Below are 13,229 nucleotides of genomic sequence, written 5' to 3' on the forward strand. Positions count from 1 at the left end.
TATAATGCGAACATATTCCTTGCGTCAAGGAACAACCCGGCCCTATCGTCCTGTCCCTACTTCATCGTATTGTATATTCCATGACCAATCGGCGAGGCACAGCATGGCGGCCATAACGACGCTTAAAGACGCGATCCAGGAAAATGTGAAATCCGGAGATACCGTTGCTTTTGAAGGATTTACCCACTTAATTCCCTTTGCCGCAGCCCATGAAGTCATCCGCCAGGGCATCACAGACCTGACCCTGATCCGCATGACGCCCGATGTTATCTATGACCAGTTGATCGGCATGGGGCGGGTGAAAAAGGTCGTCTTTTCCTATGCGGGTAATCCAGGTGTCGGCCTGTTGCGCCGGATGCGCGATGCGGTGGAAAACCAATGGCCGCGTGCGCTGGAGATGGAGGAACATTCCCATTCCGCCATGGCGCAAGCCTATGAAGCGGGCGCGTCAGGCCTGCCCTGTGCAGTCTTTCGTGGATATCTGGGCGCGGATTTGAAGCGGGTTAATCCCAATATCAAATCCGTGACCTGTCCCTTTACGGGTGAAATTCTGGCAGCCGTCCCTTCCCTGCGTCCGGACGTCACCGTGATCCATGCGCAGAAGGCCAATCGCAAAGGCGATGTGCTGATCGAAGGCATTATCGGCGTTCAAAAAGAAGCCGCCCTGGCCGCCCGGCGCGTTGTGGTGACGGTTGAGGAAATCGTCGATGATTTTGGCGGTCTGCACCCCAATCTGTGCATCCTGCCGAACTGGACCGTAACCGCGCTGGCCCAGGTTCCAGGCGGCGCGACGCCCTCCTATGCCCATGGCTATTATGATCGCGACAACAGCGCCTATCTGGAATGGGACAAGGTATCGGCGGACCGGGACCTGTTCACCACCTGGATGCAGGAAAATGTCCTGGATGCCACACCAGACGCCTTTGCCGACCGCATTGCCCGCCTGAAGGAGACCGCAGCATGAGCAGCTTCTCAGCCACAGAAATGATGACCATTGCCGCAGCCCGCGCGTTGAAAAATGACGATGTGGTCTTTGTCGGGATCGGCGCGCCCTCTGCCGCGTGCAATCTGGCACGCCTGACCCATGCGCCCGATATCACGCTGATTTATGAAAGCGGCACCATCGGCACCAAACCGGATGTTTTGCCCCTCTCCATCGGGGATGGGGAATTGTGCGAAACTGCGGTGACCACCGTCTCCGTGCCGGAAATGTTTCGCTATTGGCTGCAGGGGGGCCGGATTTCCGTTGGCTTCTTGGGCGGCGCACAGATTGATCGCTTCGGCAATATCAACACCACGGTGATTGGCGATTATCACACTCCGAAAATCCGACTGCCGGGTGGCGGCGGTGCCCCGGAAATCGCCTCTTCCTGCCAGAAGGTCTTCATCACCATGAAGCAATCCTTGCGGGGATTTGTGGACAAAATCGACTTTTACACCTCGTTCGGACATGGCGAAGGCGGGGATCATCGCAAGCGATTGGGCATCACGACACAGGGTCCGATGCTGCTGGTTACCGACCTTGCCGTCTGGGAACCAGATCCGATCCGCAAAGAATTCACAGTCACATCATTGCATCCGGGCGTGACACGAGACGCCGTGCAGGCAACAGTCGGCTGGACTGTTGCTTTCGCCGACAGCGTGACTGAAACTCCGCCCCCCACGACGGAAGAACTGGACGTCCTGCGCGCGCTTCATGCCCGCACCGATGCCGCCCATGGTAAAAAAGAGAAGGCTGCCTGACATGACTGATGCCTATATTTGTGACTATATCCGCACCCCCATTGGCCGTTTTGGCGGCAGCCTGTCTGCCGTGCGCGCCGATGATCTGGGCGCTGTTCCGATCAAAGCGCTGATGGCGCGCAACGACAAGGTGGATTGGGCCGCTGTAGAGGAAGTCTATTTCGGCTGTGCCAATCAGGCCGGCGAAGACAACCGCAATGTCGCCCGGATGAGCAGCCTTCTGGCAGGTCTGCCGGTATCTGTCCCCGGAACGACAATGAACCGTCTGTGCGGCTCTGGCATGGATGCGATCATCACGGCCGCCCGGGCGATCAAGGCAGGCGAAATTTCCCTGGCCATTGCAGGTGGCGTGGAAAGCATGTCCCGTGCGCCCTTCGTCATGCCAAAGGCTGATACGGCCTTTTCCCGGAATGCCGAAATCTATGACACGACCATTGGCTGGCGCTTTGTGAATCCGCTGATGAAACAGCAATATGGCATCGATTCCATGCCGGAGACCGGCGAGAATGTGGCTGAAGATTTCAAGGTCAGCCGTGAAGATCAGGACGCCTTTGCCCTCGCCAGCCAGGAAAAGGCCAGCACCGCCCAGGGCAATGGTCGTCTGACAAAAGAAATCACGCCCGTCACCATCCCCCAGCGCAAGGGCGATCCACTTGTCGTGGATACCGATGAACATCCCCGCCGCACCTCTCTGGAAAAACTGGCAGCACTTGGCACGCCGTTTCGCAAGGGTGGAACTGTGACCGCGGGCAATGCGTCTGGCGTCAATGACGGGGCCGCAGCCTTGATCATCGCATCCGAAGCGGCTGCCAAGGCCCATGGCTTAACCCCGATTGCCCGCATTCTGGGCGGTGCGACGGCCGGTGTTGAGCCCCGCATCATGGGAATGGGCCCAGCGCCCGCCACCAAAAAGCTGTGTACCTTGCTGGGTTTGGCGCCATCCGATTTCGACGTGATTGAACTGAACGAAGCTTTTGCCTCTCAGGGAATTGCGGTCTTGCGGGACCTTGGTCTGGACCCGGCTGCGCCCCATATCAACCCCAATGGCGGCGCTATCGCATTGGGCCACCCGCTGGGCATGTCCGGCGCCCGGATCACCGGCACCGCCGCGCTGGAACTCAGCCTGACCGGCGGCAAGCGCTCCCTCTCAACCATGTGTATCGGCGTCGGCCAAGGCATCGCAATCGGCCTGGAGCGGGTGTAAAACAGCCCCATCGCACCCGCCGCCCTGGACCCCGGATCACGTCCGGGGTGACGATGTATCAGACAAATGCACCCTCACCCTGAGGAGCGCAGCGTCTCGAAGGGGGAGCCCGCTGGAAGCACCGCATTTCCAGCCCCTCCTTCGAGACGGCGCTACCGCGCCTCCTCAGGATGAGAATGGCTCCCCACCCCCCGTCATACCCGCGCAGGCGGGTATCCAGGGCCACACGCACAAATCGCGCCTGCTGCCCTGGACCCCGGATCGGGTCCGGGGTGACGATGTATCAGACAAAAGCACCCTCTCCCTGAGGAGTGCAGCGTCTCGAAGGGTGACCTTCCTGAAAGCACCGCCCTTACAGCCCCTCCTTCGAGACGGCGCTATCGCGCCTCCTCAGGATGAGAATGGGGCCTCCCACCCCCCGTCATACTCGCGCAGGCGGGTATCCGGGGCCACACGCACCAATCGAGCCTGCCGCTCTGGACCCCGGATCACGTCCGGGGTGACGATGTATCAACAAATGTACCTTCACCCTGAGGAGTGCAGCGTTTCGAATGGTGAAATGCGCGGTCTTACTCCGCCGGCGATATCCTAAGGCCGTTGGGTCTGGGGTCTATCCTGGCGGCATAAGATAGGTCTGCGAAAACCTCCATCAGTCGGTCGACGAGCCACCAGCTGGGGGCCTGGGTTTCATAGGTCAGAACAAAACGTCCAGGCTCATCGCGGTCGATGGTTGATGCCAGATAGTAAGGGAATTCTATCTGCAGGGCGTCCACGGCATCCGCGCGAATGTCGTCTGGGACATCGCGGAAATCGACACGATAGCGTATCGCATCGACCAGCCAGGCAGGTGGCACATCGCCATAGCCACGGGGCGGCGCCGGGCCCAGAAGCTGAAGGATCTGGTCGGCAGAATTCGAAAAAAACGGCATCAGGGATTCAACCACGCCTGTAGCCCGACAGACCGGATTTTCACTGCATCCATCCTGGAACGCAATATTGACTGGGTCTGAGGCATAGCGCGCCCGAACGTCGCCACGCGTTACGTCAACAAGATCCAGCCACGCAGCCGCCGTTGCGGTCCCATCGGGCTGGTCCCGTACCATCAGGCGTAAAAACAGTATAGTGGCAGGCACCGGGCGCGAGGCATCGCTGGACCGGGCCTGTTTATACAATGCCCGCTGACTGTCGCGATCCATGCCAATGGTCAAACGTTCCCCCTGATTCCAGGCCAGGGTGCGACCATATTCCACTGGGATGCGATAGGCGTCACTTTCCAGCAGATTGGCCAACCCGTTCAATGCGGCCCGTGCGACAGGGTCATCCTGTGGCACGCTGCGACGGGACACATCGTCAATGGCGATAATGAATCCTTCCTGCACCGAATACCGATACGGAATTTCCGCGCGGGCGGGTATCGCCGAAAGACCGACCAAAATGGATATCAACAGCAAAGCCAAGCGGTGCATCAAATCATCCTTAATTGCATTTCAGCGTTATCCCGCCATCGACCAGCATTTCCAGCCCCGTGACATATTTTGATTCATCAGACGCCAGAAACAAGGCAGCATAGGCTACATCCCAGGCATCGCCCATATGGCCCATAGGACATTGCGCATTGCGCACCGCCCACATTTTATCGACATCGCCGCCTGCATATTCCTTCGCCAATCCTGCGGATTTCTCAACCATCGGGGTCTTCATCAGCCCCGGCAGGATCGCATTCACCCGAATGCCTTTTGGCGCGTATTGCACCGCCAGCGCCTTGGTCATCTGATTCATTGCAGCCTTGGTCGTGTAATAGGTCGTGTAGGCAAAACCCAGATAGCGAATGGAGGCGATAGAGGAGATATTAATGATAGACCCGCTGCCCTGTGCCTCCATCAACGGAATGACGTGCTTTAATGTCAAAAAGCAGCCCTTCAGATTGATATCATGCATGCGGTCCCAGTCTTCTTCTGACAGTTCCACAACGCCACCAACATGGGCCAGCCCGACATTGTAATCCAGCACATCGATCCGCCCGAAACGCGCAACGGTGGCTTCAACCATCGCCTGGATATCGGCATGGCTGGAAACATCCGCCGCCACCGCTTCGGCCACGCCGCCTTCGTCGCGGATCAATTGCGCGGTTTCTTCTGCTGCGGTCAGATTGACATCCGCACACATGACAGACGCCCCTTCCCGCGCGAACAAGGTTGCCGTCGCCTTACCATTGCCCCAGCCCGGTCCGATAGACCCGGCCCCGACGATCAACGCGATTTTGCCCTCCAGACGACCCGCCATAAAATACCCTCTCCCTGATTTTGTTTGATTAAACTTATATTCGATTAACCGCTAGGAACCCAGAACCCGATCCGCGACATAGGGATTGGATTGGCGTTCCTCGCCAAATGTTGAATACGGACCGTGACCGGGCACAAAGACCGTGTCATTGCCCAACGGCCATAGCTTGTCCACGATGGATTGGATCAATTGCGGGCCGTCGCCGCGCGGAAAGTCGCTGCGCCCGACAGAGCCGTTAAACAGAACATCCCCCACCCAGGCAATACCGCCTTCCTTGTCATGGAACACGATATGTCCCGGCGTGTGACCTGGACAGTGATAGACATCCAGCACGCAGTCGCCAACGGTCACTGTTTCCCCTTCTTCCAGCCAGCGGTCGGGAACAAACGGCGTGGTTGGTGGGAAATTATACTTGGCACAATCTTCCGCCAGCCGATCAATCCAGAACGCGTCTTCCTTATGGGGACCTTCCAGCGGCACATCCAAACGGTCGGCCAGAACGCGCGCAGCGCTGCAATGATCCAGATGTCCATGGGTCAGCAGAATCTTCTCAATCTCCACACCCTGACTTTGGGCAGCAGCCAGGATGCGATCAACCTCTCCACCAGGATCGACGACCGCGCCTTTCATGGTCTTTTCACACCAGATGACGGAACAATTCTGTTGAAACGGGGTGACGGGAACAATGACGGCTTTCATGGAACTCACTTTCTACTGCGCCCTGGGGCAAGCGGATAGCTGTCAAAAGCGCCCAGACGCTCTGCCAGACTTTCCCCGAACATATGATGATTTTCACCGATCAAATGACTGGCGGGGCCCAGGATGCGCGGATCAGGGGTCTGCACAATCTCCATCGATTTATCTGTATAGGGCAACTGGTGCAAAAAATGCTGCATGGTCGCCAGCCGCGCCCGCCTTTTGTCATCGGATTTAACCACCGTCCAGGGGGCATCGGCGGTGTCTGTGTAAAAGAACATCGCCTCTTTCGCCTCGGTATACTGATCCCATTTCGTCACCGCGACCTTATCAATGGGGGACAGTTTCCAGCGCTTCAGCGGATCCTTTTCGCGCGCCTTAAACCGGGCCAATTGTTCTTCCTGGGTGACAGCGAACCAATATTTGAACAGGTGGATACCGCTATTGGCCAGCATCCGCTCCAATTGCGGGACCTGGCGCATGAATTCCAGATACTCCATTGGGGTGCAAAAGCCCATGACATGCTCAACACCAGCCCTGTTATACCAGGACCGATCAAACATCACGATTTCGCCCGCTGTGGGTAAATGTTTAATATAGCGCTGGAAATACCATTGTCCGCGTTCTTCCTCGGTAGGCTTTTCCAACGCGACCGCACGCGCGCCACGGGGATTGAGATGCTGCATGAACCGTTTGATCGTGCCCCCTTTGCCCGCCGCATCGCGTCCTTCGAACAGGATCAGAATACGCTGTCCCGTATCCCTGGCCCAACGCTGTACTTTCAATAATTCAATCTGCAGGTCTTCCTTGCGCTGTTGATAGTCCTTCTTGGGCAGGGTCTTGGCATAGGGAAATTCTTCGCTGCGAAAACTTTCAATTTCCGGTCCCAAATCCTCCACAGCAGCACCATGAAACGAACGCTCATGCAGCATTGCCGCCCCATCCGCCGTGTGTTCAGGCGGGTGATACTGGGCGTCTGGAATATCCGACATGACCGTTGATTTGGCTTTTGGGCTTTTCTTGCGGGCCATCTGTTATCCTTCAGCGCTGTGCATCCGCCTGGCGCAGTTCCGTTTTCAGCACCTTGCCGTAATTGTTCTTCGGCAGACTTTCCAGATAGATATAGTCTTTCGGTCGCTTAAAGCGCGCGATTTTTTCCAGACACAGCGCATCCAGATCCTTTGGTGGCGCTGTACCCACCACATAAGCGACAACGATTTCACCCCATTCATCATCCCGACGGCCAATCACGGAGACCTCCTGAACATCCGGATGGTTCAACAGAACCTCCTCAATCTCTCTGGGATAGATATTGGTGCCGCCGGAAATCACCACATCCTTGGACCGGTCCATCAGGCTGAGATACCCATCGGCATCAAACCGCCCGATATCTCCCGTATGTAACCAGCCGCCCCGCAGCGTTTCCGCCGTTGCTTCGGGATTGTCCCAATAGCCAACCATGACGCTGTCGCTGCGCGTTATGATCTCGCCAGTCTCTCCTTGCGGGACGGGCACATCGTTTTCATCCACGACCAGAACCTCAACATTCGGATAGGGCTGTCCAGCAGATCCCAGACGCTCCAGATACCGCGGCTGGGTGGTATCGGCTATGGTCTCCCGCTCCAGACAGGTGATGTTCATCGGGCTTTCACCCTGACCATAAATCTGCACCAGCTTTGGTCCCAACCGCTCAAGGGCGGCCTGAGCATCTTCAACATACATAGGCGCCCCGCCATAGATCAGCGCCCGCAGATTATCCGTTGGGCACGGGCCGGTATGGCGGGTCAAGCGATTGACCATCGTGGGCGCGGCAAACATGGATGTACCGGGCCAGGCCGCAATGGTGTCAAAAATCTCCGCCGGGTCAAAGCCGCCACTTTCCGGTGTCACCTGACAGCATCCCCGGGCCAGATGGGGCAGGATATACAGACCCGATCCATGGCTCATTGGGGCAGCATGCAGCACCGCGCCGCCTGGTTGCAGGCGATCAATACAGCTAAGATACCCCCATGTCATCGCCATCAGATTGCGATGTGTCAGCATCGCCCCTTTCGGCCGCCCGGTCGTGCCGGATGTATAGAACAGCCAGGCCAGATCATCAGGCGCAGCTTCCTGCAACGGTCGCCCTTCCGCGTGCAGAAGAGCCTGATGCTGGGCGCTGCCAAAGGAAATCAATGGCACCGCGTCAGGCAATCCCTGCGCCGTCGTTTCCGCAACATCGTCAGAGGTGAAAACCAGCCTAGCCCCGGAATGTTCCAGGATATACTGAACCTCACTGCGATGCAGTTTCGCATTGACCGGCACGGCGGTCAGACCGGCCCACCAGATTGCGTATAATGTCTCTGCATAGTCCGGGCCGTTTTTTGCAAAGACGGCCACACGATCCCCCGGTTTTAGATTCAATCCATCCCGCATGGCTCCGGCCAGGGTCATCACCCGCACGGCGCTGTCACGAAAGGTACGAATGGTGCGATTGCCGACACCGATCGAAGGCAGATGCCCCTGCGCGGCTGCCGCACGCTCTAGCCAGAGTGCGAGATTCACGATATTGCCTCCCTGCAATTGTAATCTGTGGTTCGTTATGATCTTTGACGGGGAGTCTATCGCCCCAAACGAGAAAGCCAATAGATTTCACCGATCCGAATGCAGGGAAGAGTTATGCTGAAAATTCGCAAAGCCACGCTGCAGGACGTGGATACCCTGGCAGAAATGGCAACCGCCCTGAATGCGCATTTCGGCATCGATGATCCACCCTATTCCGGTAAGGCCATCCTGCCGTCGATGCAGGGGGGTGACCCGCTGGTCTTTGGATATCTGGCCGAAGACGCGGAGGGTAAGCCTGTTGGATACGCCCTGTGTCAGCGGTTTTTTGATACCGATACCGGCACCCAGGCGACCTGGTTGCTGGACATCTTCATTGTCGAAGACCATCGTGGCGGCGGTTTGGGACGGCGAATGCTGGCCCGTATCGCAGCGGATGCAAAGCAAAAGGGACAACGCTGCATCGGCCTTGCGGTCTATCAAAACAACCCCGCCCGCCATTTATATGACCGCATCGGCGCAGCCCTGCCTGAAAATGCCCTGGTCTATGAATTGCGCGACGAGAAACTGGACAGATTGGCCCAAGAGGCCCAAATATGACCCTATGAACACGCCCTTTACGCCCATCCCGCCCGAGCACCGCACCCCTGCCTTCAATGCACCAAAAGTCGTGTTGTGGCTGATCGGGATTACAGCCGCTGCCTTTCTGTTTCAGTTGTTTGGCCCGCGAAGTTGGGTCAATACACTGATGTTCTTTTCCGTCTTCAATCCTGCGGATCTGAAATACTTTGATCAGGACCCATTGGTTCTGACCACAAGATGGATTGGCTATGGCCTGGTCCATGGCGGGTGGATGCACCTGTTGGTCAATATGGCCTTCCTTTTGGCCTTTGGCACGCCACTGGCCCGCCAGATTCCAACACTCAGTTTCATCGCGCTATACCTTTTGGGAACAGCCGGTGGGGCGCTGGCGGTTACACTGATCTATGGCGATACACAGCTATATCTGATCGGGGCATCGGGTGGCGTTTCCGCGCTGGTCGGGGCCCTATCGCGCATGGTGTTCCTGCGCCGGGGACAGGAAATTGTCCCCCACCCTTTCAGCAACCGCAAAGCCGGGTTGATCTTTGTTGGCATCTTCTTTGCCATGAACTTGTTGTATTATGTCCTGCCCGGCCCGGGGGGAGAGACCGTCTCAGGAGAGGCCCATATCGGCGGGTTTATCTCCGGATTCGTCTTATCCCTGATCCTGCCCTGGCGGGCGCGGGGCAAGGGGAGACCTGCCAATGACTGATACACGCAACCCGCTGACCACCCGGTATGGCGTTGGCACGCTGGACCTGGACTCTGAATTGGATACGCTGGCAGATATGCAGGCACGGGGATCCTGCCGGGTCTATAAGGCGGAGCCTGTGTCAGATGCCGTGCTGAACAGTCTGGCGGCGACCGCCCTGGCCAGTCCCACGAAAAGCGACCTGCAACAGCGCGATATCCTGTTTATCGAAGACCCTGCCCTGCGGTCGTGGATCAACAGCCTGTTCCCGGACATGCCCTGGATCGTGAACGCACCGCATTTTGTGATCTTTCTGGGCAATAACCGCCGTCTGCGCCAGATCCATCAGATGCGGGGGCATGATTTTGCAAATGACCACCTGGATGCATTTTTCAATTGTGCGGTGGATGCTGCCATTGCGATGTCGGCCTTCATCACGGCAGCAGAGCGATTGGGCCTGGGCACCTGCCCGATTAGCGCCTTGCGCAACCACGCACAGGCCGTTTCTCAGCGGATCAATCTGCCCGATTATGTCTTCCCGATTTGTGGCATGACACTGGGCCACCCAGTCTATCCCCCACGCATCAGCCCGCGCCTGGGCCTGTCGCATACTGTTCATCGCGACCGGTTTCAGGATGATACGATTCTGGATGGAATTTCCGAGTATGACCTGCGGCGCAACAAGACGCGCCCCTTTACCAGCCAGCGTAATACTGAGCGGTTTGGGAAGCAGGAACCCTATACTTGGTCCGAAGACAAGGCCCGGCAATATGCCGAGCCGGAGCGTTCGGATTTTGGAGACTTCATCCGGAAAATTGGGTTTAATCTGAGTTGATGCCTTGACCTTTATGATTTCAATGCCATCTAGTTTGTTGCGAACGATTCTTAACTGGAGTGTATCTTGACCGACCCGACCGCTCTTCTGGACTTTCTTTCCAACCGCCGTTCCGTCAAAGCACAGATGCTGGTTGACCCCGCACCGGATGATGCGGCCCTGACCGCACTGTTGCAAACGGGGATGAGCGCACCCGATCATGGGGCAATCCGACCCTGGCGTTTTAAGGTTATTCGGGGCGATGATCGTGCGAAATTATCAGATCTGTTTGAAGCCGCGATGCGAAAGCGGGACCCGGCTGTTGATGATGAGATGATCGAAACGATCCGGTCCAAGCCCCTGCGGTCCCCGCTGATCGTCGCCATCGGGGTCAGTGTCGTGGAAGGTCACCCGAAAGTTCCAGTCATCGAACAAGTGGTCGCCACCGCCTGCGCGACGGAACATTTCCTGCTGGCAGCCCATGCGGCCGGATATGGGGCGGTTTTGTTGACCGGCTGGCCCGCCTTCGATGAAACCGTGCGCTTGGGTCTGGGATTTGAAAAGAAGGACAAGATGATCGGCTTTGTCTATCTGGGAACACCCGCCGAAGACCCTCGCAGCATCGCCAGACCTGATGTGCGGCAATTCATGAAAAGCTGGAACGGTCCCGCATAAAATTGAGATATTCTATAGGTCGGCATCCGCATGCTGATACAGTCCACGCATATCGGGGATTGCCTTGAATTCCTCAGAAACACCCATAACAGTCTCAGACAGGCCCAGATACAGCACGCCATCTTTTGCCAGCACGTCAGCGATATGCGACAAGGTCTTCGCCTTGGTAGGCTGATCAAAATATGTCAGCACATTCCGACACAAGATCACATCGAACCGACCCAAGGCTCGTGGATGCTCCAGCAGATTGAACGGCTTGAAGTCGACCATGGACCGTACACCGGAATCCATGTGCCATTTATCACCATTCTGTCGAAAGTATTTGATCAGCATCCGGATGGGCAATCCGCGCTGAACTTCAAACTGGGAATAAATCCCGGCCTTCGCCTTTGCCAGAATTCCTTCAGACAAATCTGTCGCCAAGATCTCAAACTGCCATCCCTGCAACTGCTCTTGCTGTTCTTTGAGAAGCATCGCCAGAGAATACGCTTCCTGGCCGCTGGAACAGCCCGCGCACCAAAAACGGATTTTCCTGGACTCATCACGTGCTGCCATTAGCTGCGGCAGAACCACCGTGCTGAACAGATCAAAAGGCTTCTTGTCCCGAAAAAACTGTGTGCCACACGACATCATGGATTCGGTGATATCTGCTATCATTGCAGACTCCTGACGGGTGCGCACCGCATCGCAAACCTGATCCAGGTTCGCTAAATTATGTTTACGGGCAACCGGCATCAGGCGAGTCTCTAAAAGATACGCCTTCTCTTTCGTCAGAACCAAGCCAGACTGTTGCTTTAACAGAGTAGAGAGCAATTCAAAATTCTCAATTCTCATAATTGCTCCTTCTCATCAACACAGGCTTGAACCCAAATCTCTCCCTCAAAGCAAACCAACTTGTATGAACTTAGAGCGCACAATCTCGCTGTCGAAGGGTTTCATGATATATTCATCCGCGCCGTTTGCGATGGCTTCACGGATACGCCCAACATCGGATTCCGTCGAACAGAAGACGACCTTTGTCTCGGATCCCCCTGGCAGCGCGCGCATCCGCTTCATAAACTCCAACCCGTCCATCACCGGCATGACCCAATCCAACAAAACACCGTCGGGCAAGGATTTCTGGCAAATGTCCAATGCGATCTGGCCATTTTCTGCCTCTGTGACGTCAAAGCCCAAATCTTCCAGAATCTTTCGTGCGACCATGCGAATGACGCGGGAGTCATCAACGACGAGACAGGTTTTCATGGCAATACTCCGCAAGACGGCGACAATGCTGTGTGACACTACCCTCGGCGCCAACCCACTGCAACAAAACACTTAATGCAGATCCCCGTCGCCACAACCCCTAATCAATGGATAACCCAACAGAAAGCTGTACAGACCCATCATTAGCCTGCAACGCAATTTGACCGCCAATGGCATGAATGAACGACCATGCCAGGGCGCCATGCACCGTTTGCGGGGTAAGGCTTTCCAGAGATGCTGTGCCTGTCACAGCCAGCCCCAATGCGTCTGGCATCTGGGCCACGTCCCCCTGACTGTTAGCCTGGGCGATGACAGTCGCCGTGCCACCATCGACAGAAACGCGCACCAGGCCGCCGCGAGGCAGACAATCCTTTGCAATCTCGATCAGGATCAACATAACCCGCCCCATCCCCTCTGACAGGCTGGGAAGGGCCGGGGGTAAAGGCCAGGATAAATCATGGCGCGGCTGATCTGCCATAAAAGCCACGGCCACGGCACGCAATTCTGCGATGCTGGTGATCTCGACCCCTGAGCGGCCATAGGCTATTCGGTAGAATTTCAACCGATTGGTGGCATTCATCGCACTGCTGGAAACCAGGGTCATCGCGTCGTCTCCCGCGTCTGCCCCCAATTCCTCCATCAGTTCCAACCCATTGGATATCACCCCGATGGGACCAACAATTTCATGGATCAGTCGGGATGCCGTCAGATCAGCCAATTGGACAGAATGATGAAACGGGTCGGAATGTGACATT

General features: G+C 56.6%; 15 protein-coding genes. 7 read left to right on the top strand and 8 right to left on the bottom strand.

From position 1 onward, the window contains the following. Nucleotides 1-103 precede the first annotated feature (103 nt). The 3 genes from ACOSDR_RS16135 to pcaF are packed head-to-tail and all read left to right on the top strand — an operon-like array spanning nt 104 to nt 2,947. Nucleotides 104-964, top strand: a complete 861-nt coding sequence (locus tag ACOSDR_RS16135) for a CoA transferase subunit A (protein ID WP_420731904.1) — start codon at nt 104-106, stop codon at nt 962-964. Then, nucleotides 961-1,743, top strand: a complete 783-nt coding sequence (locus ACOSDR_RS16140) for a CoA-transferase subunit beta (protein WP_420731905.1) — start codon at nt 961-963, stop codon at nt 1,741-1,743. The genes ACOSDR_RS16135 and ACOSDR_RS16140 overlap by 4 nt, the downstream gene beginning before the upstream one ends. Nucleotide 1,744: 1 nt before the next feature. Continuing rightward, complete coding sequence (pcaF, locus tag ACOSDR_RS16145) at nt 1,745-2,947, top strand: 3-oxoadipyl-CoA thiolase (RefSeq protein ID WP_420723646.1); 1,203 nt, start codon at nt 1,745-1,747, stop codon at nt 2,945-2,947. Between the two features lie 569 nt (nt 2,948-3,516). Here the strand turns inward: pcaF and ACOSDR_RS16150 are convergent. From ACOSDR_RS16150 to ACOSDR_RS16170, 5 genes are read right to left on the bottom strand one after another with little or no spacing between them, the layout of a single operon-like run. Next, the gene (locus tag ACOSDR_RS16150) at nt 3,517-4,413 is read right to left on the bottom strand and encodes a hypothetical protein (protein WP_420731906.1); all 897 of its coding nucleotides are present in this window, start codon (nt 4,411-4,413) and stop codon (nt 3,517-3,519) included. Nucleotides 4,414-4,423: 10 nt separating this feature from the next. Further along, a complete protein-coding gene (locus ACOSDR_RS16155) occupies nt 4,424-5,230 on the bottom strand; it encodes an SDR family NAD(P)-dependent oxidoreductase (RefSeq protein WP_420731907.1) in 807 nt (268 codons plus the stop codon). A gap of 51 nt (nt 5,231-5,281) precedes the next feature. Then, entirely contained in the window at nt 5,282-5,929 is a 648-nt protein-coding gene (locus ACOSDR_RS16160) for an MBL fold metallo-hydrolase (protein WP_420726200.1), read from the bottom strand. Between the two features lie 5 nt (nt 5,930-5,934). Then, a complete protein-coding gene (gene ppk2 / locus ACOSDR_RS16165) occupies nt 5,935-6,957 on the bottom strand; it encodes a polyphosphate kinase 2 (RefSeq protein ID WP_420726201.1) in 1,023 nt (340 codons plus the stop codon). A 10-nt stretch (nt 6,958-6,967) separates the two neighbouring features. Beyond that, nucleotides 6,968-8,470: an AMP-binding protein gene (locus tag ACOSDR_RS16170; protein ID WP_420726202.1), complete on the bottom strand. Its 1,503-nt coding sequence runs from the start codon at nt 8,468-8,470 to the stop codon at nt 6,968-6,970. Between the two features lie 114 nt (nt 8,471-8,584). Here ACOSDR_RS16170 and ACOSDR_RS16175 point away from each other — a divergent pair, with 114 nt between their 5' ends. The 4 genes from ACOSDR_RS16175 to ACOSDR_RS16190 all read left to right on the top strand — a co-directional run bounded on the left by ACOSDR_RS16175 (nt 8,585) and on the right by ACOSDR_RS16190 (nt 11,229). Further along, nucleotides 8,585-9,067, top strand: coding sequence for a GNAT family N-acetyltransferase (locus ACOSDR_RS16175; protein ID WP_420731908.1), 483 nt, complete (start codon nt 8,585-8,587; stop codon nt 9,065-9,067). 4 nt (nt 9,068-9,071) lie between these two features. Then, complete coding sequence (locus ACOSDR_RS16180) at nt 9,072-9,761, top strand: rhomboid family intramembrane serine protease (RefSeq protein WP_420726204.1); 690 nt, start codon at nt 9,072-9,074, stop codon at nt 9,759-9,761. Then, on the top strand, nt 9,754-10,575 hold the full coding sequence (locus tag ACOSDR_RS16185) for a nitroreductase family protein (protein ID WP_420726205.1): 822 nt from the start codon (nt 9,754-9,756) through the stop codon (nt 10,573-10,575). Before ACOSDR_RS16180 ends, ACOSDR_RS16185 begins: the two co-directional genes overlap by 8 nt. Nucleotides 10,576-10,641: 66 nt before the next feature. Continuing rightward, nucleotides 10,642-11,229, top strand: coding sequence for a nitroreductase family protein (locus ACOSDR_RS16190; protein WP_420726206.1), 588 nt, complete (start codon nt 10,642-10,644; stop codon nt 11,227-11,229). 12 nt (nt 11,230-11,241) lie between these two features. Here ACOSDR_RS16190 and ACOSDR_RS16195 read toward each other — a convergent pair whose 3' ends face one another. The 3 genes from ACOSDR_RS16195 to ACOSDR_RS16205 all read right to left on the bottom strand — a co-directional run bounded on the left by ACOSDR_RS16195 (nt 11,242) and on the right by ACOSDR_RS16205 (nt 13,228). After that, nucleotides 11,242-12,063 (bottom strand): CheR family methyltransferase, encoded by an 822-nt coding sequence (locus tag ACOSDR_RS16195; protein WP_420726207.1) that lies wholly within the window; start codon nt 12,061-12,063, stop codon nt 11,242-11,244. Between the two features lie 45 nt (nt 12,064-12,108). After that, nucleotides 12,109-12,474, bottom strand: coding sequence for a response regulator (locus tag ACOSDR_RS16200; protein ID WP_420726208.1), 366 nt, complete (start codon nt 12,472-12,474; stop codon nt 12,109-12,111). 100 nt (nt 12,475-12,574) lie between these two features. Beyond that, entirely contained in the window at nt 12,575-13,228 is a 654-nt protein-coding gene (locus tag ACOSDR_RS16205; protein ID WP_420726209.1) for a histidine phosphotransferase family protein, read from the bottom strand. Nucleotide 13,229: the final 1 nt, after the last annotated feature.

The organism is Hwanghaeella sp. 1Z406 (genome assembly GCF_048892425.1).
In the GTDB taxonomy this organism is placed as follows: Bacteria; Pseudomonadota; Alphaproteobacteria; order UBA8366; family Aestuariispiraceae; genus Pacificispira.

Bases quoted from the DNA above. Each gene is read 5' to 3' on its own strand.
- ACOSDR_RS16185 (WP_420726205.1), top strand. From the start codon at position 9,754: ATGACTGATACACGCAACCCGCTGACCACCCGGTATGGCGTTGGCACG.
- ACOSDR_RS16180 (WP_420726204.1), top strand. From the start codon at position 9,072: ATGAACACGCCCTTTACGCCCATCCCGCCCGAGCACCGCACCCCTGCC.
- ppk2 (WP_420726201.1), bottom strand. From the start codon at position 6,957: ATGGCCCGCAAGAAAAGCCCAAAAGCCAAATCAACGGTCATGTCGGAT.
- ACOSDR_RS16150 (WP_420731906.1), bottom strand. From the start codon at position 4,413: ATGCACCGCTTGGCTTTGCTGTTGATATCCATTTTGGTCGGTCTTTCG.
- ACOSDR_RS16175 (WP_420731908.1), top strand. From the start codon at position 8,585: ATGCTGAAAATTCGCAAAGCCACGCTGCAGGACGTGGATACCCTGGCA.
- ACOSDR_RS16140 (WP_420731905.1), top strand. From the start codon at position 961: ATGAGCAGCTTCTCAGCCACAGAAATGATGACCATTGCCGCAGCCCGC.
- ACOSDR_RS16155 (WP_420731907.1), bottom strand. From the start codon at position 5,230: ATGGCGGGTCGTCTGGAGGGCAAAATCGCGTTGATCGTCGGGGCCGGG.
- ACOSDR_RS16200 (WP_420726208.1), bottom strand. From the start codon at position 12,474: ATGAAAACCTGTCTCGTCGTTGATGACTCCCGCGTCATTCGCATGGTC.
- ACOSDR_RS16195 (WP_420726207.1), bottom strand. From the start codon at position 12,063: ATGAGAATTGAGAATTTTGAATTGCTCTCTACTCTGTTAAAGCAACAG.
- pcaF (WP_420723646.1), top strand. From the start codon at position 1,745: ATGACTGATGCCTATATTTGTGACTATATCCGCACCCCCATTGGCCGT.
- ACOSDR_RS16160 (WP_420726200.1), bottom strand. From the start codon at position 5,929: ATGAAAGCCGTCATTGTTCCCGTCACCCCGTTTCAACAGAATTGTTCC.
- ACOSDR_RS16135 (WP_420731904.1), top strand. From the start codon at position 104: ATGGCGGCCATAACGACGCTTAAAGACGCGATCCAGGAAAATGTGAAA.
- ACOSDR_RS16205 (WP_420726209.1), bottom strand. From the start codon at position 13,228: ATGTCACATTCCGACCCGTTTCATCATTCTGTCCAATTGGCTGATCTG.